Origin of the sequence: Mycobacterium sp. 48b, from assembly GCF_048282725.1 — a bacterium.
Taxonomy (GTDB): Bacteria; Actinomycetota; Actinomycetes; order Mycobacteriales; family Mycobacteriaceae; genus Mycobacterium.
Window position 1 is genome coordinate 6,904,162 of sequence record NZ_JBLVUL010000001.1, and the last position, 24,853, is coordinate 6,929,014.

General features: G+C 67.0%; 23 protein-coding genes and 1 pseudogene. 15 read left to right on the top strand and 9 right to left on the bottom strand.

Annotation, left to right across the window (positions count from 1 at the left end):
* Nucleotides 1-51: 51 nt before the first annotated feature.
* Both ACNQR1_RS33795 and ACNQR1_RS33800 read right to left on the bottom strand, forming a co-directional pair.
* Nucleotides 52-945, bottom strand: coding sequence for a class I SAM-dependent methyltransferase (locus tag ACNQR1_RS33795; RefSeq protein ID WP_418049862.1), 894 nt, complete (start codon nucleotides 943-945; stop codon nucleotides 52-54).
* Between the two features lie 30 nt (nucleotides 946-975).
* Entirely contained in the window at nucleotides 976-1,878 is a 903-nt protein-coding gene (locus tag ACNQR1_RS33800; protein WP_418049863.1) for an oxygenase MpaB family protein, read from the bottom strand.
* A gap of 76 nt (nucleotides 1,879-1,954) precedes the next feature.
* Between ACNQR1_RS33800 and ACNQR1_RS33805 the strand changes: the two genes are divergently transcribed.
* Both ACNQR1_RS33805 and ACNQR1_RS33810 read left to right on the top strand, forming a co-directional pair.
* Nucleotides 1,955-2,569 (top strand): TetR/AcrR family transcriptional regulator, encoded by a 615-nt coding sequence (locus tag ACNQR1_RS33805; protein WP_418049864.1) that lies wholly within the window; start codon nucleotides 1,955-1,957, stop codon nucleotides 2,567-2,569.
* A 1-nt stretch (nucleotide 2,570) separates the two neighbouring features.
* On the top strand, nucleotides 2,571-3,386 hold the full coding sequence (locus ACNQR1_RS33810) for a helix-turn-helix domain-containing protein (protein WP_418049865.1): 816 nt from the start codon (nucleotides 2,571-2,573) through the stop codon (nucleotides 3,384-3,386).
* Here the strand turns inward: ACNQR1_RS33810 and ACNQR1_RS33815 are convergent.
* Both ACNQR1_RS33815 and ACNQR1_RS33820 read right to left on the bottom strand, forming a co-directional pair.
* Nucleotides 3,370-4,779 (bottom strand): carboxylesterase/lipase family protein, encoded by a 1,410-nt coding sequence (locus tag ACNQR1_RS33815; RefSeq protein ID WP_418049866.1) that lies wholly within the window; start codon nucleotides 4,777-4,779, stop codon nucleotides 3,370-3,372. The two genes, ACNQR1_RS33810 and ACNQR1_RS33815, sit on opposite strands and share 17 nt — an antisense overlap.
* Nucleotides 4,776-5,678, bottom strand: a complete 903-nt coding sequence (locus ACNQR1_RS33820) for an MBL fold metallo-hydrolase (protein WP_418049867.1) — start codon at nucleotides 5,676-5,678, stop codon at nucleotides 4,776-4,778. The genes ACNQR1_RS33815 and ACNQR1_RS33820 overlap by 4 nt, the downstream gene beginning before the upstream one ends.
* A gap of 101 nt (nucleotides 5,679-5,779) precedes the next feature.
* Between ACNQR1_RS33820 and ACNQR1_RS33825 the strand changes: the two genes are divergently transcribed.
* Together ACNQR1_RS33825 and ACNQR1_RS33830 are read left to right on the top strand one after the other, a co-directional pair.
* The gene (locus ACNQR1_RS33825) at nucleotides 5,780-6,661 is read left to right on the top strand and encodes a helix-turn-helix transcriptional regulator (RefSeq protein WP_418049868.1); all 882 of its coding nucleotides are present in this window, start codon (nucleotides 5,780-5,782) and stop codon (nucleotides 6,659-6,661) included.
* 7 nt (nucleotides 6,662-6,668) lie between these two features.
* Complete coding sequence (locus ACNQR1_RS33830; RefSeq protein WP_418049869.1) at nucleotides 6,669-7,505, top strand: SAM-dependent methyltransferase; 837 nt, start codon at nucleotides 6,669-6,671, stop codon at nucleotides 7,503-7,505.
* A 260-nt stretch (nucleotides 7,506-7,765) separates the two neighbouring features.
* On the opposite strand, the gene ACNQR1_RS33835 is transcribed toward ACNQR1_RS33830, so the two are convergent.
* On the bottom strand, nucleotides 7,766-8,344 hold the full coding sequence (locus tag ACNQR1_RS33835) for a VOC family protein (RefSeq protein ID WP_418049870.1): 579 nt from the start codon (nucleotides 8,342-8,344) through the stop codon (nucleotides 7,766-7,768).
* A gap of 99 nt (nucleotides 8,345-8,443) precedes the next feature.
* Between ACNQR1_RS33835 and ACNQR1_RS33840 the strand changes: the two genes are divergently transcribed.
* The 6 genes from ACNQR1_RS33840 (at nucleotide 8,444) to ACNQR1_RS33865 (ending at nucleotide 14,186) form a co-directional block, all read left to right on the top strand.
* Complete coding sequence (locus tag ACNQR1_RS33840) at nucleotides 8,444-9,073, top strand: TetR/AcrR family transcriptional regulator (protein ID WP_418049871.1); 630 nt, start codon at nucleotides 8,444-8,446, stop codon at nucleotides 9,071-9,073.
* Complete coding sequence (locus ACNQR1_RS33845; protein ID WP_418049872.1) at nucleotides 9,070-10,197, top strand: alpha/beta hydrolase; 1,128 nt, start codon at nucleotides 9,070-9,072, stop codon at nucleotides 10,195-10,197. Before ACNQR1_RS33840 ends, ACNQR1_RS33845 begins: the two co-directional genes overlap by 4 nt.
* On the top strand, nucleotides 10,173-11,162 hold the full coding sequence (locus ACNQR1_RS33850; protein ID WP_418049873.1) for a 2-hydroxyacid dehydrogenase: 990 nt from the start codon (nucleotides 10,173-10,175) through the stop codon (nucleotides 11,160-11,162). The genes ACNQR1_RS33845 and ACNQR1_RS33850 overlap by 25 nt, the downstream gene beginning before the upstream one ends.
* Nucleotides 11,163-11,247: 85 nt before the next feature.
* Entirely contained in the window at nucleotides 11,248-13,443 is a 2,196-nt protein-coding gene (locus ACNQR1_RS33855; RefSeq protein WP_418049874.1) for an acyl-CoA dehydrogenase, read from the top strand.
* Nucleotides 13,444-13,569: 126 nt separating this feature from the next.
* Nucleotides 13,570-13,857, top strand: a complete 288-nt coding sequence (locus ACNQR1_RS33860) for a hypothetical protein (RefSeq protein WP_418049875.1) — start codon at nucleotides 13,570-13,572, stop codon at nucleotides 13,855-13,857.
* Nucleotides 13,858-13,874: 17 nt separating this feature from the next.
* Nucleotides 13,875-14,186 carry a hypothetical protein gene (locus ACNQR1_RS33865; RefSeq protein WP_418049876.1) on the top strand — a complete coding sequence of 104 codons (312 nt, stop codon included), beginning with the start codon at nucleotides 13,875-13,877 and terminating at the stop codon, nucleotides 14,184-14,186.
* Here the strand turns inward: ACNQR1_RS33865 and ACNQR1_RS33870 are convergent.
* The 3 genes from ACNQR1_RS33870 to fadD2 are packed head-to-tail and all read right to left on the bottom strand — an operon-like array spanning nucleotide 14,179 to nucleotide 17,572.
* On the bottom strand, nucleotides 14,179-15,039 hold the full coding sequence (locus tag ACNQR1_RS33870; RefSeq protein WP_418049877.1) for an SDR family NAD(P)-dependent oxidoreductase: 861 nt from the start codon (nucleotides 15,037-15,039) through the stop codon (nucleotides 14,179-14,181). The two genes, ACNQR1_RS33865 and ACNQR1_RS33870, sit on opposite strands and share 8 nt — an antisense overlap.
* A 47-nt stretch (nucleotides 15,040-15,086) precedes the next feature.
* A complete protein-coding gene (locus ACNQR1_RS33875) occupies nucleotides 15,087-15,869 on the bottom strand; it encodes an SDR family NAD(P)-dependent oxidoreductase (RefSeq protein ID WP_418049878.1) in 783 nt (260 codons plus the stop codon).
* Between the two features lie 29 nt (nucleotides 15,870-15,898).
* Nucleotides 15,899-17,572, bottom strand: a complete 1,674-nt coding sequence (gene fadD2, locus ACNQR1_RS33880; protein ID WP_418049879.1) for a long-chain-fatty-acid--CoA ligase FadD2 — start codon at nucleotides 17,570-17,572, stop codon at nucleotides 15,899-15,901.
* 54 nt (nucleotides 17,573-17,626) lie between these two features.
* Here fadD2 and ligD point away from each other — a divergent pair, with 54 nt between their 5' ends.
* From ligD to ACNQR1_RS33905, 5 genes and pseudogenes are all read left to right on the top strand, one after another.
* Nucleotides 17,627-18,859, top strand: a complete 1,233-nt coding sequence (ligD, locus tag ACNQR1_RS33885; protein ID WP_418049880.1) for a non-homologous end-joining DNA ligase — start codon at nucleotides 17,627-17,629, stop codon at nucleotides 18,857-18,859.
* 14 nt (nucleotides 18,860-18,873) lie between these two features.
* A complete protein-coding gene (locus ACNQR1_RS33890) occupies nucleotides 18,874-19,608 on the top strand; it encodes a (Fe-S)-binding protein (RefSeq protein ID WP_418049881.1) in 735 nt (244 codons plus the stop codon).
* A pseudogene (locus ACNQR1_RS33895) lies at nucleotides 19,605-21,070 on the top strand (LutB/LldF family L-lactate oxidation iron-sulfur protein). Before ACNQR1_RS33890 ends, ACNQR1_RS33895 begins: the two are co-directional and overlap by 4 nt.
* Nucleotides 21,067-21,687, top strand: coding sequence for a LutC/YkgG family protein (locus ACNQR1_RS33900; RefSeq protein WP_418049882.1), 621 nt, complete (start codon nucleotides 21,067-21,069; stop codon nucleotides 21,685-21,687). The pseudogene ACNQR1_RS33895 and the gene ACNQR1_RS33900 overlap by 4 nt, the downstream one beginning before the upstream one ends.
* Nucleotides 21,688-21,833: 146 nt before the next feature.
* A complete protein-coding gene (locus ACNQR1_RS33905; RefSeq protein ID WP_418049883.1) occupies nucleotides 21,834-22,283 on the top strand; it encodes an STAS domain-containing protein in 450 nt (149 codons plus the stop codon).
* 169 nt (nucleotides 22,284-22,452) lie between these two features.
* On the opposite strand, the gene ACNQR1_RS33910 is transcribed toward ACNQR1_RS33905, so the two are convergent.
* Nucleotides 22,453-24,792 carry an arylsulfatase gene (locus ACNQR1_RS33910; RefSeq protein ID WP_418049884.1) on the bottom strand — a complete coding sequence of 780 codons (2,340 nt, stop codon included), beginning with the start codon at nucleotides 24,790-24,792 and terminating at the stop codon, nucleotides 22,453-22,455.
* Nucleotides 24,793-24,853: the final 61 nt, after the last annotated feature.

Here is a 24,853-nt window from a genome sequence, read left to right on the forward strand (position 1 = left end):
GCATAACTTAAGTGTCGAGAGGCACGTACTCGCGCTAGGTCGTGAACTGCCTCACCTTTTGGTCGCAGACACCAGGCTGATAGTTCCTGTCATTCCGCCGGCTTCGGAGTCAGGATCGGGCACGGGCCGACCAACCTCGACCAAATAGCTGTGCAACGGCGTCGCCACGGCGTCCCAGCCCCGCGAGCCGAACCACCGGTCCGCGGGCTCGTGTTGCTGGTTGTACACGAGCGTGAAAAAGGCGTTCTCCTCCCCGGAGGACATCGCTTCGGCGCGCTTGGCCTCGAAGGCCTCGGCAGGCATCGGAACCGCCTCCTCGATCGCGACGAAGCTGCCCGGGGCGGCCAGCGCATCGATTCCAGCAAACAGCTGCTCCTGTGCTGAAGCGGGCAGATAGATCAACAAACCCTCGGCGATCCACGCTGAGGGCCGGCTCGGGTCGAAGCCGCTCTCGCGCAGTGCCCGCGGCCAGTCGTCCCGCAGATCGATCGCCACCTCACGGCGCTCGGCCGTCGGCGCCTCCCCCAACCGATCCACGGTGTCCCGCTTGAATTCGAGTACCCGAGGCTGATCCAGCTCGTACACCACGGTGCCGTCGACCCACGGCAGCCGGTACGCCCGCGAGTCCAGGCCGGCCGCCAGCAGCACCACCTGCCGCACCCCGGCGTCGATGGCCCGGGCGAAATACTCGTCGAAGTACTTCGTGCGGGCGCCCTGGAAGGTGACGAAGTCCGTGCCGAAGTCGGTCTGCAGCGGATGGTCGGGATCGGTGCCCTCGACGGCGGTGGTCCAGTCGCCACCGACGGTGCGGCAGAACACCTCGGCATACCGATCGACGGCGAGAGGATCGTCCTTCTGCGCCTCCAATGCCCTTGAGGCAGCTACGAATAACGCTGTCTGTCCAACGCTCGTGGTGATATCCCAGTTGTCATCATCGGTACGCACCTGCGCGAGGGTACGCCGCGAATCTGGCAGCTACACCAGTGGTCGACCGGTGCGGATCCGCCGGTCGAGGTCCTTGAGCAGCACGTTGAAGGGAAACTGCCGCAGTGCCGACGGCAGCAGGTCGTTGACCGTGCGCAGCACCCTGATCAGCTGGTCGAAGCGCTTCTGACTCTTGGCATCCCACGGCAGCCGCATCTCGTCGCGGAACCGCTGCGGCAGGAATCCCGTGGTGATCAGCAGTGCCACCGCGTCGAGCCGGCGCTGGATCGCCCGGGGCAGTTTCGGATTCTTGGGCCGGCCCGCGGCGATCGGATACAGGTAGCCGCGCACGGTGTCGTCGATGTGCAGTTTCTCGAGCGACTCATCCCAGTACCGGTCGAACGCGGCCCGATCGGCCGGCCACATATCCTCGGGCACCTGCAACGTGGTGCCCATCGTGACACTGTCGCGGTAGTGCCGGTCGGCGGTCTCGTCGTCCAATTCACCGACGAACATCCGGAACACGTCGACCCCGCCCTTGTACAGGCACGCGGCCACCCACAGCTGCAGGTTCTTGTCGAACGCGTTGTACTTCACCGGGCTGTCCTCGGTGGAGTACACCTGCGCATGGGCCTTGTTGACCGCGCGCCGATAGGCCGCCTTCTGCGCGTCCGAACCACGAGTCGCCACGGCCAGGTAGGTGAAGGTGGTCCTCGCCCGCTTGATCGGGTGCAGATCGGTGCGGCCACTGTCGACGCGACTCTCCACGACGCCGTAGCCGACGCCCGGGTTGGCCAGCTGCATGATCACGTTGGCCGGACCGGCCAGCAGCGCCACGCCCATCAGTCCGTCGTCGAAACCGGCACCGCGCCGGCGGCGTTTGGGTGCGATCCCCGGCCGCGACGAGTCACTCATCGCCCGTTCGACATGCGGGATCGGTTCGCTGACCGTCATGGCCACCCCTTCTGAAACTGAGAACCTGTGATTCCTGATATTGGCCTGCCGGCGTGACGGGTGTCAAGATGTTTGGGTGAAGCAGGTCCGTCCGTACCGCGGCATCGAGGCTGCCGACCGCCTCGCGCAGCGGCGCAGCCAACTGCTGGAGGCGGGACTGGACCTGCTGGGGGCCGAAGACGCCGAGGTGACGGTGCGCGCCGTGTGCCGTACCGCCGGGTTGGCCGCGCGGTATTTCTATGAGAGCTTCGCCGACAAAGACGACTTCATCGGCGCGGTCTACGACTGGGTGATCGCCGACATCGCGACCTCGACGCAAGCCGCCGTCGCAGCCGTTCCGCTGGCCGACCAGACCATGGCCGGAATGTCCAACATCGTGCACCTGATCGCCCAGGATCGCCGGATCGGCCGGCTGCTGTTCAGCGTCAAACTGTCCAACGAGGTACTGACGCGCAAGCGCGTCGAATCCGTGGCGCTGTTCGCCACACTGCTCGGCCAGCACGCCGGCGACGCCCTGCACCTGCAGAAAAACGACTATCTCAGAGCCACTTCATATTTCGCCGTCGGCGGCGTGACACAGACCATCAGCGCATGGCTGTCCGGTGAGGTCGCACTGTCTCCCGAACAGCTGATCAGGCAGTTGCGCTCGATGCTCGACGCGGTGGCCGGCATGCAACAGCCGGGGAGTTGACGTGCCGGGCCCGGCGCTGCTGCGCCCCAGCGCAGCCCTGGCCGCCCACATTCAGTTCTTCGGATATTGGCAGAACACGCAGGCCTCGACCCATCACAGCCGGGCCCTGCCCCGCGGCGCCGCGACCGTGATCATCGATCTCGACCCCCGTGAGCAGGTTTACTTCTACGCCGCCGATGCCACCACCCGCCTCGATGTCGGCGCGGCCTTCATCGCCGGCGCGGGGGTGACCTCCTACGTCACCCGGATCGACCCCGCACAGACCGTGCTGACCATCCATTTCCGTCCCGGCGGCGCCGCGGCGTTCCTGCCGGCCCCGCTGCACGACCTCGAGGACAGCTGCGTCGGGCTGGAAGCAATCTGGGGCCGGGCCGCGTCAACCCTGCGCTCACGCTTGATCGAGGCATCCTCGGTGGCGGGCCGGATCGCGCTGGTCGAGTCGTTCCTTCTGGCGCGCATGCGATCCCGCGATCTGACGGTCGGGGCGGTCCTGCACGCCGCCGAACGCAGGCCTTCGCTGCGGGTCGCCGACGCCTGTGACCTCACCGGGTTGTCGGCCCGGCGGCTGATCGCGTCGTTCCGTTCCGAGGTGGGCCTGACGCCCAAGGCCTATCTGCGGGTGCGCCGGTTCCAGGCCGCGATGAGGATGCTCGACGCCGGAGACGTCGGCGGTGCGCGGATCGCGGCCGACCTGGGCTACTTCGACCAGGCGCACTTCGTCCGGGAGTTCCGGTCGTTCACCGCGATGACGCCGACGCAGTACACGCAGCGCCGCATCGGGTTACCCAGCCATGTCGGGATCAGCCCATCCCGTTGAATCGGCGCGTCAGCGACGGCTCCCAACCCGGGTCTCCCGTGGTGGCGTAACGGACCCACGCACTGTGCATCGCGGCAGCCAACTCGGCCGGCGGTTCGCCAGGTCCGAGTAAAGCGCCCGGGCCACGCAACGAATCCAGACCAACGCGGTCGAACACGAATGGCAGCTCCATCGCGTGAGCTGCTCCCAACGCGCCGTCCACCGCTTCTGAGCGCCAACTGAATTCGTAACGGTGGGTGGCGGAGCCCGGCAGCTGCTCGTGGGCCTGAGCCGTGCGGTCACTGCCCGTGCCGAACAATGCGTCACCCAGGATTGCCGAGCGCAGCTGGCCCCAGCCCGCCCGGGGGAAACGGGATCGGTATCGCTGGACCACAGCGGCCGGGTCGGCGTCGACCTGCGCGGCGAGCCGCTCGACGTCGTCACGGGTCGAGGAGTCGAAGTTCCCTTGGGGAACCAGGTACAGGTTGCCCTCTTCGGTGTTGGTTCCGATCAGCAGGTCCACGTCCGGATTGAGCTGCCGTGCGGGCTGTTCGGCCAACACCAGGCTGAACGGACTCAACCCCAGCAGCGGGTCGAAACGTCCTCCGGTGCGCAGATCCAGCCCGGCCAGCTCGGGGATCGTCTGGACCAACTGTTCGTCGGACAGTGGGTCAAATCCGGTGACCGTGGCCTCGACGTTGAGAACCTTGGCTGCCGCCCGGCTGACCCGTTCGGCCTGCTCCAGATGGAACGCGCTGAAGCCGTTGCCGCTCTGCATGATTGCGCGACGGATCAGCTTGTCCACGCCGGGCGCTGCCAGGGCTCCGGCGGTGATCGTCGCACCGGCGGACTGGCCGAACAGGGTGACGTTGCCGGGATCACCGCCGAAGGCCTCGATATTGGCCTGCACCCACTCCAGCGCGGCCAGCACATCGAGCAAGCCGCGGTTGGGCACCGCGCCGGGCAGCTCGAGAAATCCGGTGATGCCCAGCCGATAGGTGACCGTCACCAGCACCACGCCGTCGCGGGCGAAGGCGGTGCCGTCGTAGAGCGGTGACTGGGTGGAGCCCGCCACGAAACCGCCGCCGTGGACGAACACCATGACCGGGCGTCGTCGCGCGTCCGGCGGAGCCCAGAGGTTGACCGTGAGGTAGTCGGCGCCACGCACCCACCCCGGCCCGAAGAACGGTGACATATCCAGGCGCCCAAAGGTGTTTCGGTGTGGCTGCGGTGCCGTCGGCGCGGGTCGGGTCGCATCGCGTACGCCGCGCCACGGCTCGGGTGCTGCCGGAGCCGCGAAGCGGCCGGTGATGCTGGGGGGTGCGGCAAACGGGATGCCGAGGAAAGCCGAGCCATGTGCGGTGCGGATTCCCCGCACCACCCCGGTCGCGGTGTCGACGGTCGGGTCGATCACGCTGTCACCCGCTCGAACGCTGCCCATTCCTTGACCGCGAACCGATCCCCGTCCCGCATCACCTCGGCCGCGCCGTGACCGCCGAAATGAGCTGGTATCACCAGCGTGTTGGTATCGGCGGCGTGGCCGAGTACCCGCCGCCGCGATGCCCGCGCCTGTTCCTGATCCTCGCAGTAGCAGCTGTTGACATCAGGTTCGGCGATCTGCAGCGCGGTATGCATCATGTCGCCGACGAACACCGCACGGTCACCGCCGGACTGCAGCCGGACCACCGCCGAGCCTGGGGTATGCCCGGGAGCCGGCTCCAGGGTGAGGTTGCCGTCAATCTGAAAGCTGTTCTCCCACAATGTGGCCCGACCAGCGTCGTGAACAGGCGCGACACTGTCGAGGAAGACGTTGTCCCGTCCTGCGACGGGATCGTCGCGGTTGGCCGGGTTCCAGAAGTCAAAGTCGGCCCGCGGCATCAGGTAGGTGGCGTTGGGGAACGTCGGGACCCAGTTGCCGTCGTCGAGGTAGGTGTTCCAGCCGACGTGGTCGATGTGCAGGTGGGTATTGATCACCACGTCGACGTCTTCGGGCGCAACCCCGGCCCGGGCCAGGTTGTCCAGAAAATCAGTGTCCAGGTGATGCCACACCGGGGCGTGCGGCCGCTCCTTGTGGTTGCCCACACCGGTATCGACCAGGATGGTGCGGCCCTCGCTGCGCAGCACCCAGGTCTGGATGGCCGAGACGCAGTCATCGTGGCCGGGATCGTAGAAATCCGGGGCCAGCCAATCCTCGTTGCGCTGCCACATGTCGCGGGTGCTCTCCGGGAAGAACTCCTGCGGCGACAGCCGGACCGAGCCGTAGTACTCCATGACCCGGGCCACCGTGACGTCGCCCAACACAATCTCGTCCATGTCCCCAGCCTGGCGACACCCCGACCGGCCAACCAGTCCCGCTCGTGCCTACCACTGGCAGGGATAGGCACAGACCCTCGAACCGGAGGCATAGTGGGCTGATGAGCACCGGACAACTCGGCGAGTTCCTGCGGGCCCGGCGCGGGCGGCTGCATCCGGAGGATGTGGGCCTGGCCCGGTACGGCGAACGACGACGTGTGGCCGGTCTGCGGCGCGAAGAGGTCGCGCAGTTGGCCGGGGTCAGCGTTTCCTACTACACCCGGTTGGAGCAGGGGCAGTCGGTGAATGCCTCGGAAGCGATCCTCGACGCCCTGGCCCGCGCTCTGCAGCTCGATGTTCACGAGCAGGCACATCTGCGGGAGTTGGCGTCCCAGCGCGTGCAGCGGCCCCGCCGACCTCCCGTCGAACGCGTCAGCACCTTTACCCGCGATCTGTTGCGCTCCATGGACCACCTGCCGGTGCTGGTGATCGGCCGGCGCACCGACGTGCTCGCCTGGAACGAGCTGGGCTATGCCCTGTTGGCCGGCCATCTGGACTTCACCTCGGTGGACCACCCCGCGACCCGGCCCAACCTGGCGCGGCTGCTGTTCCTCGATCCGCACACCCGCGACCTCTACGCGGACTGGGGCCGCAAGGTGCGCACGGTGGTCGGCAGCCTGCGGCTGGCCGCGGGCCGATATCCCGACGATGTACTGCTGTCCGCCCTGATCGGTGAATTGTCGGTCAAGAGCCCGGAATTCGTCGCGCTGTGGGCCGATCACCGGGTCAAGCCGTGCGAGGCCGACTCCTATGACATGCGTCATCCACTGGCCGGATCACTCACCGTCACCATGCAGAACCTGGCGATCGCCCGGGACGTCGACCAATCGCTGTGTGTCGTCACGACCGCGCAAGGTTCGAGTTCGGCGGACGCGCTGCAACTCCTCGCGCAATCGATCCAGGACAAAAATATCCAAGCCCCCACCTCAGCCGCACGCGCATGATGGCGACATGACCAACTCTGGACAGCCACCCGGCCGGGCAGTCGCGGACACCGGCGTCCTGGTGGCGGCCATCCGCGCCGAGGAAACCCGCCGCCCCGACCGGCTTTTCGATGATCCGTTCGCGGAGCGCCTGGCCGGTGAATCCGGGCAGCGGATGCTCGCCGAAGCCGTCGCCGCCGGCGGTGACAAGTCCACGCTGCAGATCGTGGTGCGCACCCGGTTCTGGGACGAGGCGCTGCTCACCGCCGTGCCACCGGTCAGGCAGGTGGTGATCGTCGCCGCGGGTCTGGATGCCCGGGCTTACCGGCTGCCATGGCCCGACGGGACTACGGTGTTCGAACTCGACCAGCCCGAGGTGATCGCGGCCAAGGCTGAGTCGCTGGCCGGCGACGACCCACGTTGCCGGCGGGTCGCCATCGGTGTCGATCTCACCACCGACTGGACCGATACCCTGCGAGCCAACGGCTTTGACTCGGGCCTACCGGCGGTCTGGTTGATGGAAGGCCTGCTGCAGTATCTCGACGAAGCCGCCGTGCACACACTGTTCGAGCGGGTCGACGCGCTCTCGGCGCCTGGCTCGGTGCTGCTCTACGACATCGTCGGCAAGACACTGCTCGACAGCGTGGTGCTGGCCCCGGTCCTCGAACAGATGTCCCGCAACGGGGCGCCGTGGCTGTTCGGCACCGACGCCCCGGAGCAGCTGTGTGAGCGACTGGGCTGGTCGGCGGTCGTCACCGATGTGGCCGCACCGGGGAACGAGTGGAACCGGTGGTTCGCCCCCGCGGTCCCGCTCGATGTCCCGGGCGTGCCGCGCGGGTATTTCGTCGTCGCCACCAAGTCTTGACGCCTTGACGCCCGGGGGCGGTTGCGGCCCCCTTTGCGGCCCCCTTTGTGGCCGTTGCCGCGGGCCGTTGCCGCCCGTTTGTCACGCTGGAGTGGCTGTCGGGCTCGACGGCCACTCTGGCGTGACAATGTCTGCGGCCAACCCGGCCGACGCATGCCCATTGTCACGTTGGAGTGGCGCTCGACGGCGACAGCCACGCTGGCGTGACAATGGCGACGTCGGGCAGGCCGGAGCTAGCCGGGCGGACGGGCCGGAGCGAACTACCCGGCCGGCACCGGCGGACGCCGGTCAGCCGCGGTCTTGGGCGCCGCTTGCGCGTCGTTATCGGTGAATTCCTTGGTCCAGCAGGCGAATTCCAGCGTGATGCCGTCCGGGTCGAGGAAGTAGAACGACCGCACATAGACGCCGGGATGCACCGTAGCCGACGCCTGCATCGGGCTGTCGTCATGGTTGAGCACCGGGCCGACGCGAACGCCCTTGGCCTTGAGCTTCTGCCGGTACTCGTCGAACTTCTCGGCGGGCACGTGCAGGGCGATGTGGTTCAGCGATCCGGTGGCGCTGACGAATTCGCCGATACCGGGGATGGCGGCAGGCGCGGAGATCCCGGGCACGCCGTCGGGCGCCTCACGGAACCAGAAGAAGGCGATGCAGTCCCCGTTGCCCGCGTCGAAGAAGAAGTGCTGCCCCATGCCACCGGGCAGGTCGAGCGATTTGATCAGCGGCATGCCGAGCACGTTGGTGTAAAAGTCGACCGTGCGCGCCATGTCCGCGCACACCAGCGCCACATGGTTGATTCCGCCGAACTCGAACTCGGAGTTGGGATTGTTGGGCTTGATCACGTCGATGAACCTCCGGGGCGAACGCACCAAGGACTGGCGCGACTGCGAATCTGAATCTAACATCAGATTCAGATGTGATCAATGGCCGTTAGGAAATCCGTGACCGTCAGCCCCCGCACCCCGTTGCCGACCGCGCGTGGGCGCCAGACCCAGGCGGCGATCGACAGCGCAGCCCGCGCGGTGATCGCCCGCAAGGGCATCCTGGCCACCACGATCTCCGACATCGCCTCCGAGGCAGGCCGGTCGGCCGCATCGTTCTACAACTACTACGCCTCGAAAGAGGCCATGGTGCGCGAATGGGCCCTGCGCTTCCGCAACGAGGCCCGCGAACGCGCGCTGCCCGCGACCGGACCGAATCTGACCAACTGGGAACGCTGCCATCAGGCAGCCTCCGCGCACTGGATGACCTACCGGCACCGCCTGGCCGAGATCATCAGCGTGTCCCAGATGGCGATGATCGACGACGACTTCGCCGAATACTGGGACGAGATCTGCCAGCTGCCGATCGCCATGATCACCGAGATGATCAAACACGCTCAGCAGCAAGGGTTCTGCCCCGACGACGACGCCCACCTGACTGCCGTCGCATTGGTGTCGATGCTCAATCAGTTCTGCTACGCCCAGCTGTCCGGCGGCCGCGATGCCGCTGCGGACGACTCCGCCTGCATCACCACCCTGGCCAACGTCTTCTACCGGACCATCTACCACGAGGGGAACCCGCGTTCATGAGCACAGCGTCACCGGAAGTGGTTCGCGAGTTCGTCGGCCTGGAATCGCCGACGGCCCAGCGCGCCGGTGCGGGCGGAAACCCGTGCCAGGGCCTGTATTACCGGAGCGCCGAACGCAAGCCCACGGTCGCGGTGATCGCCACGCACTACCAGATCGACTTCTCCGAGCACTACATCGCCGAGTACCTGGCCGCCAGGGGCATCGGCTTCCTCGGCTGGAACACCCGCTTCCGTGGATTCGAGAGCAGCTTCCTGTTGGACCACGCCCTGGTCGACATCGGGGTGGGCGTGCGCTGGCTCCGCGAGAAACAGAACATCGAAACCATAGTCCTGCTGGGCAATTCCGGCGGTGGCTCGCTGATGGCGGCCTACCAGTCCCAAGCCGTCGCCCCGAACGTGCGGCCGCTCGAGGGTATGCGTCCGGCAGCGAGCCTGACCGACCTGTTGCCCGCCGACGGGTATGTGGCCAGCGCGGCGCATCCGGGCCGCCCGGATGTGCTGACCGCATGGATGGACGCCTCCGTCGTCGACGAGAACGACGCCATCGCCGCCGACCGAGAGCTGGACCTGTTCGACGAGCGCAACCCGGCGCCGTATTCGGACGAGTTCGTTGCGCGATACCGCGAGGCCCAGATCGCACGCAACGAGAGGATCACCGACTGGGCCGAGCGTGAGCTCAAAAAGATTCAGGCGGCGGGATATTCGGACCGCCCCTTCACCGTGATGCGCACCTGGGCCGACCCGAGGATGGTCGATCCGGCCATCGAGCCGACCAACCGGCAGGCCAACCTGTGCTACGCGGGGACACCGGTCAAGGCCAACCGTTCGGCGCGCGGAATCGCGGCGGCCACAACGGTGCGCAACTGGATCGGCATGTGGAGCCTTCGGCACGCTCAGACCCGGGCCGAGCCGCACCTGGCCCGGATCACCTGTCCGGCCCTGGTGATCAACGCCGACCGGGACACCGGGGTGTATCCGTCCGACGCCAAACGCATCTACGACGCGCTGGCCGGCGCGGACAAGTCTCAATGCTCGATCGACACCGATCATTACTTCACCACTGCGGGCGCGCGCGACGAGCAGGCCGATACCATCGCCCGATGGATCGCGACGCGGTGGCGGTGAACTCCGGCCGGATCAAGGTCCTGGCCCACTTCACCCCAGGTGACAAGGTGATGGATTTTCTTGCGCCTCACCAGGACTGGCTCGACGTCACGTTCTGCGCAGAGGACGACGACGCAACTTTCTACCGCGAACTGCCCTCGGCCGAGGTGCTCTGGCATGTATTGCGGCCGGTCTCCGGCGACGACCTGGAGCGCGGCCTGCGGCTGCGGTTGGTGCACAAGTTGGGCGCCGGGGTGAACACCATCGACGTCGACACCGCGACCCGGCTGGGCATTCTGGTGGCCAACATGCCGGGGGCCAACGCGCCGTCGGTGGCAGAGGGAACCGTGCTGCTGATGCTGGCTGCACTGCGCCGGTTACCCGAGCTCGACCGTGCCACGCGGGAAGGCACGGGCTGGCCCTCGGATCACACCCTCGGTGAAACCGTGCGCGACATCAGCGGGTGCACGGTGGGACTGCTCGGCTACGGCAACGTCGCCAAGCGGGTCGAGAAGATCGTGGTCGCAATGGGCACCGATCCCGCACAGGTGATCCACACCAGCACCCGCGACACCGGCCATCCGCAGTGGCGCAGCCTGCCCGACCTGTTGGCCGCCGCCGATATCGTCTCGCTTCACCTTCCGCTGACCGAGGCCACCCGCGGGCTGATCGACAGCACTGCCCTGGCTTCGATGCAACGCGGCGCCGTCGTCGTCAACACCGCGCGCGGTCCGATCATCGACGAGTCCGCCCTCGTCGAGGCGCTGCGCACCGGGCAGCTGGCCGCGGCCGGCCTTGACGTCTTCGCCGAGGAACCCGTGCCGCCCGACAATCCCCTGCTGGAGCTGCCCAACGTGGTGCTCACCCCGCACGTCACCTGGTACACCGTCGACACCATGCGCCGCTACCTGACCATGGCGGTCGCCAACTGCCGGCGCATCCGCGACGGCGAGCACCTTGCCCACGTAGTAAACGGGGTTAAATAGGCCGCTGGAGTGGCGCCGGTCACGCCGGGGTACCCTCGGCCCAACCGACCGGTTAATAGAGATATGCCCCGGATGGAGGAACCGCATGCCCATTGCGATTACGTCTGAGCACAGCGATCTGGCCGATTCTGTTCGGTCCCTGGTAGCGCGGGTGGCGCCGTCGGAGGTGCTCCACGAGGCACTCGAGACGCCCATCCCCAACCCCCCACCGTATTGGAAAGCCGCGGCCGAGCAGGGCCTTCAGGGCGTCCATCTCTCGGAATCCGTTGGCGGACAAGGCTTCGGAATCCTCGAGCTGGCGATCACGCTGGCTGAGTTCGGCTACGGCGCGGTCCCGGGACCGTTCGTCCCGTCGGCGATCGCCGCCGCACTGATCTCGGCCGACAACCCCGAGGCCAAGGTCCTGGCCGGCCTCGCCTCAGGCGAGACCATCGCCGCCTACGCCATCGATTCCGGCCTGACCGCGACCCGGCACGGTGACGGCCTGGTCATCCGCGGCGAGGCACGCGCGGTACCCGCCGCCGCACAGGCATCGGTGCTGGTGCTGCCGGTCGCGATCGAGTCCGGAGTCCAGTGGGTGGTGCTGGATGCCGCCCAACTGGAGATCGAGCCGGTACAGAGTGTCGATCCGCTGCGCCCGCTGGCCCACGTGCGGGCCAACGCCACCGAGGTGACCGGCGATCGCGTACTGGCCGGCCTGGGCCGAGCCCACGCCCGCGCCCTGATCACCACCCTGCTGTCGGCCGAGGCGATCGGTGTCGCCCGCTGGGCCACCGACACCGCCACCGCATACGCCAAGATCCGCGAACAGTTCGGCAGGCCGATCGGCCAGTTCCAGGCGATCAAGCACAAGTGTGCCGGGATGATCGCCGAGACCGAACGGGCGACGGCCGCGGTCTGGGACGCTGCCCGGGCGCTCGACGACGCGCAGGAAGACCCTTCTGCGGAAACCCATTTCGAATTCGCCGCCGCGGTGGCCGCCACGTTGGCTCCGGCCGCCGCGCAGCACACCACCCAGGACTGCATCCAGGTCCACGGCGGCATCGGATTCACCTGGGAGCACGACACCAACGTCTACTACCGGCGGGCACTCGTGCTGGCCGCGTGCTTCGGCCGGACCTCGGACTACCCTCAGGCCGTGGTCGATACCGCGACCACAACCGGCATGCGCCCGGTCGACATCGACCTCGATCCCGATACCGAGAAGCTGCGTGACGAGATCCGCGCGGAAGTTGCCGGGCTGAAGGCCATTCCGAGTGGCGCCGAGCGCAATACCGCGATCGCCGAGGGCGGGTGGGTGCAGCCGCACCTGCCCAGGCCGTGGGGCCGAGCGTCGGAGCCGATCGAGCAGATCATCATCGCCCAGGAGTTCAGCACCGGCCGCGTGCGGCGGCCACAGATGGGGATCGCCTCGTGGATCATCCCGTCGATCGTGGCGTTCGGCACCGACGAGCAGAAACAGCGCTTCCTGCCACCGACGTTCCGCGGCGAGATGATCTGGTGCCAGCTGTTCTCCGAGCCAGGTGCGGGGTCGGACCTGGCCAGCCTGACCACCAAGGCCACCAAGGTCGACGGTGGCTGGCGCATCACCGGGCAGAAGATCTGGACCACGGGTGCGCAGTTCTCGGAGTGGGGCGCCCTGCTGGCGCGGACGGACTCCAACGCTGCGAAACACAATGGCATCACGTACTTCCTGCTCGACATGAAGGCCCCGGGCGTCGAGGTGAAGCCGCTCCGCGAGCTGACCGGCAACGCGATGTTCAACACCGTGTTCATCGACGACGTGTTCGTGCCCGACGACATGGTGCTCGGCGAGGTCAACCGCGGCTGGGAGGTCAGCCGCAACACGCTCACCAACGAGCGGGTGTCGATCGGCAGCAGCGAGCCGCCGTTCCTGGCCAACCTCGACCAGTTCGTGGAGTTCCTGCGTGACGGGCAGTTCGACCAGATCGAGCAGAACCACGCCGGCCAGTTGATCGCCGAAGGCCACGCCGCCAAGGTGCTGAACCTGCGGTCGACCCTGCTGACGCTTGCCGGCGGGGATGCGATGCCTGCCGCGGCGATCTCCAAGCTGCTGTCGATGAAGACCGGCCAGGGCTATGCGGAGTTCGCGGTGGCCTCCTTCGGCACCGACGGCGCCGTCGGGGATCCCGAGCAGGAGTTCGGCCGCTGGGCCGAATACCTGTTGGCCAGCCGCGCCACCACGATCTACGGCGGCACCACCGAGGTCCAGCTCAACATCATCGCCGAGCGCCTGCTGGGCCTGCCCCGCGACCCGTAACCCTCTTCCCGCCAACAGACGCAAATGTCGCCCGAAACCCTGGTTTTGGGCGACATTTGTGTCTGCTCGCCAGGCTCAGGCGTACCGTCGAAATAGGCGGCTGGCAGAAACGGTTGACACTCGACGATGAGCACGTCAGGACTACGCATTCTGCGCCCGGTGCTGCTGGGCGCAGCCGCGCTGTCTGTCGTCATCGCGCCGACCGCCGTTTCGGGGCAGATTTCCCCGGCGCCCGCCGAGATCCGAGCCGAACCGTGTGTGAACGGCGTCATTCCGTGGAACCCGTACGTGGTGAACTGCAATCTGCAGCCCAGACCACCGCGGATTCGCGGGTCTGCCCCCGACGCCGGCGCCATCATCGCGTGCCGGGGCAAGCCGGGATGTCTGGCCTGGTACATCAACGGGCCGCCATAGCGATGTGAGTTGACCTTATGGGCAGCGACGAGGACGACGTCGAAAAGCGTTGGCATGACCCGGAGATGTTTCGCTCGGCGGTGGGGTACGTCTTGGCGGTGGTGGCAGTCGCGGGGGTCGCGCTGACCTTCTATGCCTTCGACCGTTCCACCTTGTCGGCGTCGCTGGTGCCGACCATCCTGTTCGTCGGAGGGGTCGGGGCATTCGTCCGGACCTACCAGGTGTGGCGAGCCGAGGGCACCTGGCCCATCTGGCAGGGCGCGGGCTGGTTCCTGCTGGCGTTGTCGTTGATGGGCCTGGCTGTGCCGGGTTCGGCGATGCTCAGCTAGTCCCCTCGCCCAGGGTGGCTTCCACAGCGCGAGCCCGGTCGAGTGCCGTCTTCGCGAGTCGCAGGGACAACCGGGGTGAGAGCCGCTCCAGGTACCACAACAACTTCCACCACGCGGGCACGATGATGGTCGCGTCGCGCCGCGTGACCGCGCGCACCACACGTTGGGCGAACTTGTCAGGGTCCATGGGCCGCAACGGCTCCCAGACTTTCTTGACGTACTCCTCGTCGCTGGCCACGGGCGCCTTGATCCGTCCGAACTTGCCGCCGGCGAGGATCGGGGTGCGGACCACCCCGGGGCACAGCGCCGACACCACCACGTTGTGCCGCTCGGCCTCAACTCTCAGCGTCCGTGAGATGGAGACCACGGCGTGTTTGGTGGCCGCGTAGCTGCCCTGGCCCGCCCCTGTCATGAGCCCGGCCATCGAAGCCGTGTTCACGATGTGACCGCTGTGCTGCCGGATCATGATTGGGTACACCGCCTGGATGCCGTGCACCACACCGCGCAGGTTCACATCGAAGACGTCGTTCCAGTCGTCGAGGGTGTAGGAGTCGACTTCACCGGCGACGCCGATTCCCGCATTGTTGAACAGGTAGTCGATGCGCCCGGATTGCTCTACGACCTCAGCGGCCACCCGCTCGAAGTACGCGTGGTCGCGCACGTCGAGCTCGATCGCGTGAGCCGTTCCGCCACGCACGGTGAGGCGGCTGGCGAGGTCCCGTGCGGCGTCGGCCTGCCGGTCGGCTATCCAGACTTCGGCGCCTTCACCGGCCAGTCTGGTCGCCAGCGCCGCACCGATGCCCGACGCACCACCGGTGATGAGGGCGACCTTTCCCGACACGCTTGAGCCCATGGCCGCAGAATACGTTCGATTCCGCGGCCGCACCGGGGGTTGCTCGACTAAGGCAGGATCGAGTCGACGTACCCGCCGTCGACCCGCAATGCCCCGCCAGTGGTGGCCGAAGCCAAGGGAGAGGCCAAATAGGTCACCATGTTTGCGATCTCTTCAGGCTCGATCAGGCGCTGGATCAACGACTGCGGGCGATGCTTGACCATGAACTCCCGCTGCGCCGCGTCCCACGGCAGCGACTTGTCGACGAGCTGGTAGACGAAGTCCTCGACGCCGGCCGTGTGGGTCGGCCCGGCGATCACCGAGTTCACGGTGACGCCGGTGCCCGCAGCCTCCTTGGCGAAACCGCGCGACACCGCGAGCAGTGCCGTCTTGGACACCCCGTAGTGGATCATCTCCGCCGGCGTGACGATGGCGGAGTCACTGGCGATCTGGATCGCCCGGCCCCAGCCCCGCTCGGTCATGCCGGGCAGGTAGCTGCGGATAAGTCGCACCGAGGCAAGGACATTCACGTCGAAGTAGGTGCGCCACTGCTCGTCGGTGATATCCAGCGGCGGTACCGCCCCGAAGATGCCGAGGTTGTTCACCAGGATGTCGACGTCGGGCAGCTGACGCAGCAGGTCAGCCGTCCCCTCCTCGGTGGATACGTCGGCGGCGACACCCAGGACGTCGAACTCGCCCAGCTTGGAGACGGCTTCATCGACGCGCGCCGCCGTGCGTCCGTTGACGGCGACACGGGCACCACTGCGGGCCAGCTGCTCGGCGATGGCCAGCCCGATGCCCTGGGTTGAGCCCGTGACGAGTGCGGTCTTTCCGGCGAGTTCGATGTTCACAAGGCTGTACTACCACCGATGTGAGCGAACTATTCCAGGTTGCGGAGTTCGCGCTTGAGGATCTTGCCGGTCGGATTGCGGGGCAGCTCGTCGAGGAAGACGACCTCACGCGGCACCTTGTAGCGGGCCAGATGTTCTTTCACGTAGGTCTTGATGGCGTCCTCGTCGAGGCTGGCCCCCTCGGCCTTGACCACGAAGGCCTTCAACCGGGCACCCCATTCCTTGTCCTCGACACCGAGCGCCGTCGCCTCGATGACGTCGGGATGGCCGCTGATCAGATCCTCGACCTCGGCCGGGAAAACATTCTCCCCGCCGGAGACGATCATCTCGTCATCGCGGCCGCTGACGTAGAGCAGACCGTGCTCGTCGAAGTAGCCGACATCGCCGGAGGACAGCATGCCGTCGATGATCTGCTTGCCCCCGCCGCCGGTATAGCCCTTGAACGGGAAGGTGTTTCGCACGAAGATGCGTCCCACCTGCCCCTGCGGGAGCTCGTGGCCGTTGTCGTCGATGATCTTGACGGTGATGCCCTTGACCACCGGCCCGACCGTCGACGGGTTGATGGACAGGTCTTTGGGCCGGGCGATGCTCGCGAAGGCGATCTCGGTCGATCCGTAGAGGTTGTAGATGACCGGCCCGAGGTCCTTGAGGGCCCGTGAGGCCAACTCGGCGCCCAACTGTGATCCGGAGACGAACACGATCCGCAGGGAGGACAGATTGGGCTTGGGCTTCATCTGCTCGAGATGGTCGAGCATTCGCGACAGCATGACGGGCACCACCACCATGGCGGTGACCTGGTGCTTCTCAACGTCTTCCAACAACGTGGCGGGCTTGAACCGGCGACGTAACACCAGGGTCGTGCCCAGCATCATCGCGATGGTGGCGTGCAGGAACCCGAGCGCATGGAACATCGGCGCGGGAAGCGCGGTCACCTCGCCGGCCTTGAACGGGACGTGTGACAGCACTCCCCCGATCGGGGCGAGAGACGGCGGGGCGGCCCGGTTGGCACCCTTGGGGGTTCCGGTGGTGCCGCTGGTCAGGATGATGATCGACGGGTGCTTACCGGCCTTGGGCGCGGGCCTGCCGTTGCCGCGCGCGATGACCTCGGCCAAGGTCTCGTCGGTGCTGCCGGAGGGCTTGTCGGAATCCGGGTTGACGGCCAGGGACCGCAACTTGCCCAGCTCCGGTTCGGCGTGGGCCACCGCGGCGGTGTACTCGTCGTCGTAGATGATCACCTTGGCACCCTCGCGCTCGGAGACCTCTTTGATCTGCGGTCCCGAGAACTCCGAGTTGAGCAGGATGATCCGGGCGCCAACGCGGGCGGCGCCGTACAGCGCGACCAGGAACCAGCGGTGATTGCGGGCCAGGATCCCTACCCCGTCACCGCCGCGGACACCCATGGTGAGCAGTTCGTGGGCCACCGCGTGCGCCGCGTGGTCGAGCTCACCGAAGGTGAACTCGCCTTCGTCGTCGATGACTGCGACCCGGTTGGGGTGCCTGCGCGCGTTGAGCGCCGGGATCATCCCGATCTCACCCCAGGTACGGATGTCACCCAGCATGGCCACGATGTTCTGGGGCGGTTCCAGTCGCAGTGCGCCCGCCTCGAACATCTTGCGCGCGTAGTGCAATTCGGCCGCGCCACGCTCCGCGTACTGCTTGGCCTTCGCGGTCAGGTTCGCGGGCAGATCAGACAGACTTGGCATGCCGCAACAATAAGTGACATCTATCGCACCGCGGGCAGTAACTACCATGTGCTCATGGCCGGTGCAGTGTTGCTGGAGATAGACGGCCTCGAGGTGGCCGTCAGCAACCCCGACAAGGTGGTCTTCCCGGACGCGCACGTCACCAAGCTGGACCTGATCAACTACTACCGGTCAGTGGCCGACGGTGCCCTGCGCGGGGTGTACGGACGACCGATGATCCTCAAACGGTTCGTCAAGGGCATCGCCACCGAGGCCATCTTCCAGAAGCGGGCACCGGAGAAGCGGCCGGATTACGTGGATGTCGCCGAGCTCAAATACCGGTCCGGCACTTCGGCCAAGGAAGCAGTCCTGCGCGATGTCGCAGGACTGGCGTGGGCGGTGAACCTGGGGTGCGTCGACCTGAACCCGCACCCGGTACGGGCCGAAGACCTCGACCACCCCGACGAACTGCGGGTCGACCTGGACCCGATGCCCGGGGTCGGCTGGACACAGATCGTCGACGTCGCCCAGGTCGCCCGCGAGGTGCTGGAAGAACACGGCCTGACGGCGTGGCCCAAGACCTCGGGCTCGCGCGGCTTCCACATCTACGCCCGCATCCACCCGAGGTGGCCGTTCACCAAGGTCCGGCTGGCCGCCGAAACAGTGGCCCGCGAGGTGGAGCGACGTGTCCCGGACCTGGCGACGGCGCGATGGTGGAAGGAGGAACGAGGCTCCCGGGTCTTCGTCGACTTCAACCAGAACGCCAAGGACCGCACGGTGGCCTCGGCCTACTCCGTGCGAGCCACCTCCGACGCCCGGGTGTCCACACCGCTGCGCTGGGACGAGGTCGACGGGTGCCGCCCCGAGGCGTTCACGGTCGCCACAGTTCCGGACCGGTTCGCCGAGATCGGCGATCCGTGGGAGGGCATGGACATCACGGTCGGCGAGTTGGATCCCCTACTCGCTCTCGCGAAGGAACTCGGCCCCGCCGAGAAGGCACCGAAGGGCGCCTCGCACGATGGGCGCAGGCAGTCGAGCATGCCGCTGATCGAGATCGCCAAGACCAAGACCAAGGACGAGGCGATGGCGGCGCTGGACGTGTGGCGCGGGCGCCATCCCGCGGTGGCCGAGCGACTCGAGCCCGTCGACATCCTGCTCGACGGGATGCGGGGGCCGAGCTCGATCTGGTACCGGGTGCGGATCAACCTGCAGCACGTGCCCGAGGCCGAACGCCCCCCGCAGGAAGAGCTGCTCGCCGACTACAACCCATGGGAGAACTACCGCGGCGCGCAGTGGCACCGCGAGTGAGGTGAGGAGTGCGCATGCGAATCGCCCTGTTCGCGACCTGCCTGGCGGATGCGATGTTCCCGCCCGCCGCGATCGCCACGGTGCAGCTGCTCGAGCGCCTCGGCCACCAGGTTGAATTCCCAAAAGGTCAAACCTGTTGCGGTCAAATGCATGTCAACACCGGCTATCTCAGGGAAGCCACCGCGCTGGTGCGCAACCACGTCGAGACCTTCGAATCCGCGAACTGCGACGCGGTGGTCGCGCCGTCGGGCTCGTGTGTGGGTTCGGTGCGGCACCAACACGCGATGGTGGCCCGCCGGGCCGGCGACGAGGAGCTGGCGTGCCGTGCCGAACTCCTTGCGGAACAGACCTACGAGTTGTCAGAACTGCTGATCGACGTGCTCGGCGTCGACGACGTCGGCGCCTACTATCCGCACCGCGTCACCTATCACCCAACCTGCCACTCGCTGCGCATGCTCGGGGTCGGCGACAAGCCGCTGAGGCTGCTGCGCAACGTGCGCGGACTGACGCTGGTCCAGCTGCCCGGGGCCGAATCCTGTTGCGGCTTCGGCGGAACCTTCGCGATCAAGAACGCCGATACCTCCACCGCCATGCTGGCCGACAAGATGGCCCACATCCTGGAGACCGACGCCGAGGTATGCAGCGCCGGGGACTCCTCGTGCCTGATGCACATCGGCGGCGGGCTGAGCCGGCTGCGCTCCGGTGTGCGCACCGTGCACCTGGCCGAGATCTTGGCGGCCGAAGGATGAGCACATTCCTTGGCACCCCGGGCGTCGGCAACCTCCGCGGCGACGAGCCCTTTTCCGCCGCGGCCCGCACCGCGCTCGCCGACTCCCAGCTGCGCCGCAACATCGGGCATGCCACCCATACCATTCGCACCAAGCGTCTCAAGGCAATCCGCGAATGCGACGACTGGGAACAGTTGCGTGCAGCGGGCAGCGCCCTCAAGCAGGACGTCATGGCGAGGCTTCCCGAGTTGCTCGAGCAGCTCGAGGACAACGTCACCGCGCGCGGCGGCGTGGTGCACTGGGCCCGCGACGGTGACGAGGCCAACCGCATCGTCGCCGACCTCATCCGGGCCACGGGCTCCGATGAAGTGGTGAAGGTCAAGTCGATGGCGACCCAGGAGATCGGCCTCAACGAGTACCTGGAAGCCCGGGGGATCGCCGCGTTCGAAACCGATCTGGCCGAGTTGATCGTGCAGCTCGGCCATGACAAGCCCAGCCACATCCTGGTACCCGCCATTCACCGCAACCGCGCCGAGATCCGTGAGATCTTCGAACGGGAGATGCCCGACGCGGGTGAGCTCACCGACGAACCCCGGGTGCTGGCGATGGCGGCCAGGGCCCATCTGCGACGCAAGTTCCTCACCGCGAAAGTCGCGATCAGCGGCGCCAACTTCGGCATCGCCGAGACCGGCACGCTCGCGGTGGTGGAGTCCGAAGGCAACGGCCGGATGTGCCTGACGCTGCCGCAGACGCTCATCACCGTGATGGGCATCGAGAAGATCGTGCCGACATTCGCCGATCTCGAGGTCTTCATGCAGTTGTTGCCGCGTTCGTCGACGGCGGAACGGATGAACCCGTACACCTCGATGTGGACCGGCGTACATCCCGGCGACGGCCCGCAGGAGTTCCACCTGGTCCTGTTGGACAACGGCCGCAGCCGGGTACTGGCCGACGAGGTGGGACGCGCCGCGCTGCACTGCATCCGGTGCAGCGCGTGCCTGAACGTCTGCCCGGTGTACGAACGCACCGGCGGCCACGCCTACGGCTCGGTCTATCCCGGACCGATCGGTGCGATTCTGAGCCCGCAGCTCACCGGCACCACCGGCCACGGCGACCCCAACGCCAGCCTGCCCTATGCCTCGTCGCTGTGCGGGGCGTGCTTCGAAGCCTGTCCGGTGCGCATCGACATTCCGTCGATCCTGGTCCACCTGCGCGCGCAGCAGGTGGACCAGGAAGAGGAGGCCTGCCGAGCGGGCAGGACCTGGCCATGAAGGTTGCGGGCTGGGCCATGTCCGGCGCCGGCCGGTTCTCCCTGGCCGAAAAAGCCCTGGCCGCCGGGCGGCTGATCGCCGGGCGCGATCACCGCATCTCGGCGCTGCCCTGGCCTGCCTCCAGGTGGACGGCCAGCCGTGACGTTCCCGAGCCGCCTGCCGAGACGTTCCGGCAGTGGTGGAACCGCACCCATGAGGGAGACCGCGAGTGACCGGCCCGACGCCTGGGGCCAGAGCCGCGATACTCGGCCGGGTCCACGCCGCTCTGGCCGCCGCGCCGCCTCGGGCCGTCGCGGTGCCGCGGGACTATCACCGCGAGCCGTTGACCGGCGCGGGCAGCATCGAGCGGTTCGCCGAGACGGTCTCCGAATACCGGGCCCGGGTACACCTCATCCAGGCCGACGCGATCGCGGCGACCGTCCTCGAACTGGTCGGGCCGGAGGCCACGGTGGTCATCCCGGCAGACTTGCCGCCCGACTGGACGGCGGGGTTGACGGCAGTGACCGATGCGCCCGCGCTCAGCGTCGAGCAACTCGACACAGCCGACGCCGTGCTGACCGGATGCGCACTCGGCATCGCCGCGACTGGGACGATCGTGCTGGATGCGGGCCGCGGCCAAGGGCGACGTGCGCTGACCCTGGTGCCTGACCACCACATCTGTGTAGTGAGGGCCGATCAGGTCGTGGACACCGTGCCGCAGGCATTCGCCGAGCTGGCGCCGACACGGCCACTGACCTTCATCTCCGGCCCCAGCGCCACCAGCGATATCGAACTACAGCGGGTAGAAGGTGTGCACGGACCCCGAACGCTCGACGTGCTCGTGGTGTGAACCTTACCGACGAGTAAGCCCCGAAGGGTTCTTAGCAAAGTATTAACGCTGGCTCCCAGCCGCCTTATTTTGCCCGCATAACTTTGGGGACAGGTTGACGCGACGGAGCTCAGCCAGAGCTCAAGAAAGACGGCGGGAGGCTGATCATGACATTCACGAACAACACCCCGGCAATGGATCGACACTTTCGATACGGGAACTCGGCGGTCATCTGCGAGGGCGCATCAATGCGCGCCCAGTGCCGGCAGCTGGCGACAGTGGTGACCGTCAAGGGAGACGTCGACAGCAACAACATCGACCAGATCGCGTCGTATGTAAATCGGTTCATCCTTGCGGAGAAGCCTTTGGCCCTCGATCTGAGTGGCGTGAACAGCTTTGCACCGCAGGCGATATCGCTGTTCTACGACATCGATGAGAAATGCGGCGCCCTGGGCGTGGACTGGACGGTAGTCGCCAGCCAGCCGGTCGTCGCCGAGATCCACCACCAGGACGTGGACGTACCGCTCAGCTCGTCGGTACCCGAAGCCCTGCATCACTTCGCCGAAGGCAACACGGCTCGCCGCCGGTTGCTCCCCCTGCTTACCAAGAGCGCCTGAGAGAAAGGCCAACGCAATGTTGATCGATGTCCGCTGGTTGACCCGGCTGCTTCGCCATCGTCACCGGGCGGTGCACATCTAGTCCATCACCCTTCAGACAACACGCGAAATGGCTGCCAGACCTGGTCTGGCAGCCATTTCGCGTGTTGGCGGCAAATACCCCGGCAAATCAGGTGTACGCGACGTGGACGCGGTGAATCTGGCCTTCGAAGGGGAAGGGTGCGCGCTCGCGGTAGTCGAGCGACACCGGTGAGCCCAGGCACGTACCGATGTCGAGGCAGTCGTTGGCGGTGAACAACAGCGGTGCGCTGATCGGCACCTGACCATGGGCAATCGTTTCGCCGTCGCGCGCGATGGTGATGTCGAGCGGACCACCAGGGCGTGGGTCCGTGTACTGGGTGGTCACGGTGATCGTGGCACGCCCCGGCGGCACCTTGCCTTCAGAACGGACCTTGGTACGCGACAGGATGAACAGGTTGTACTCGTAGCAGAGTTGACCGTCGTCGAGGTAGACCGTCAGCCCGCCCGCGGCCGCGCCGAGGGCGTAGAGCACCCCGCTGGCGTTGGCGGGGATGTCGACATCGATGGTGACGACGTTGTTCTTGTTGCCGAGCGCCGGTGCACAGAATTCGGGCATCCGGATGGTGTCACCCGAGAATTCCCACTCCTTGTAGGGCGGGGCGATACGCAACTCCGGGTGATACACCGGAACCCAGAGCCCACCGCCGATGGGCAGCACCGCATTGCGGGCAGCCTCGACCATGAACATCTCCCGCATCTGGGCGAGCTTCTCGGGCTGTTCGGCGGCGAGGTCGTTAGCCTGCGACCAGTCTTCGTCGAGGTGGTACAGCTCCCAGGCGTCGTTGTCCGGCGTCCACGTGGCGATACCGGGCGGCTGGCCCGGCACCCACGGCAACCGTGGTCCGCGCGCCGAGGCCATCCAGCCGTCGTGGTAGATGCCTCGGCTGCCCATGACCTCGAAGTATTGGGTCTTCTTGCCGCCAGGGGCATTTCGGTCCGCGAGCGTGCGGGCGAAACTGGCCCCGGCGATCGGCATCTGGGGTTCGCCGTTGACCGTGTGCGGCGGTGCGATGCCGACGACGTCGTAGATCGTCGGCACGATGTCGTTGCAGTGCACGAACACGTCGCGGGGAGCGGCATCCGGGTTGATCCGGGCCGGCCAGCGGACCGCCATCGGGTTGCGGGTACCACCGAGGTGGGACGCGAGCAGTTTCATGCCCTTGTACGGCGTGCTGCCTGCCCACGCCCAGCCCGCGTGGTACTGGTTGTCGACCAGCGGCGAACCCAGGACATCGAGGCCGCCGAGCTCCTCCAGGGCGTCGATGTGCTGGCGCACGGTGGTGGGAATCCCGTTCTGCGCCAGGAGTTCGGCGATCGTGCCGTTCTGGCCTTCGCCCGAGGATCCGTTGTCACCCCAGATGTAGAAGAACAGTGTGTTGTCGGCGTACCCCAGCGATTCGAGCTCATCGGCGATGCGGCCGACCTGGACGTCCACGTGCTCGGCGTAGCCGGCCGCGACCTCCATCAGGCGGCGCTGGAACGGCTTCTCGTCTTCGGGGATGTCGTCCCAGCCGGCCAGCGTCTCGTCACGTTCGGTCAGTTCGCAATCCTGCGGGATCCAGCCCTTGTCCTTGGCCCGCTCGAACACCCGCTGCCGGTAGGCATCCCAGCCATCGTCGAACTTGCCGGCGTACCTGTCGGCCCACTCCTTCATGACGTGGTGCGGCCCGTGCAGGCAACCGCTGGCCCAATACATCATGAAGGGCTTGTCGGCGTTGAACGCCTTGTGCCTGCGCAACCAGGAGATGGCATCGTCGGCCAGGTCCTCGGACAGGTGGTAGCCCTCTTCGGGAGTTTTCGGCGGAGCGACGACCGTGGTGTTGCGGACCAGGTTCGGTTCGTACTGTGAGGCCTCGCCTGCGAGGAATCCGTAGAAGTACTCGAAACCCAGTCCGGTGGGCCAGTTCTCGAACGGCCCGGCGGCAGTGGTCTCTTCGGCGGGGGTGTTGTGCCACTTCCCGAAGGCCGATGTGGCATAGCCGTACTGCTTGAGCACTTCGGCCACGGTGGCGCTCGACCGCGGGATCTTGCCGGCGTACCCGTCCCAGTCGTTGGCCAGTTCGGCGATCTGACCGTTGCCGATCTCGTGGTGATTACGGCCGGTGAGCAGCGACGCCCGGGTCGGCGAGCACATGGCGGTGGTGTGAAAGCGGTTGTAGGACACGCCTTCACCACAGATTCGGTCGAGCGTCGATGTGGTGACCTCACCGCCGAACGTCGAGGGCAGACCGGGGCCTGCGTCGTCGATCAGCACGATGACGATGTTCGGGGAGTTGTCATGCAGTCGCTTCGGGACCGCGCGCGGGTTGTACGTCGACTCCTGCAACGTGCGGCCCGCCGTACTGCCCGACGGCACCGGCGGGAAGGGCAAAACGCCACCGTCCGGTAAAACCGCCGCCACCAACTGGTCACCCTGCACGTCAGACACCGCGCCCCTCTCTCACTGGCAACTGGGGCTGTGCAGCCGACCGCTGGTGGGGCAAGCCGCG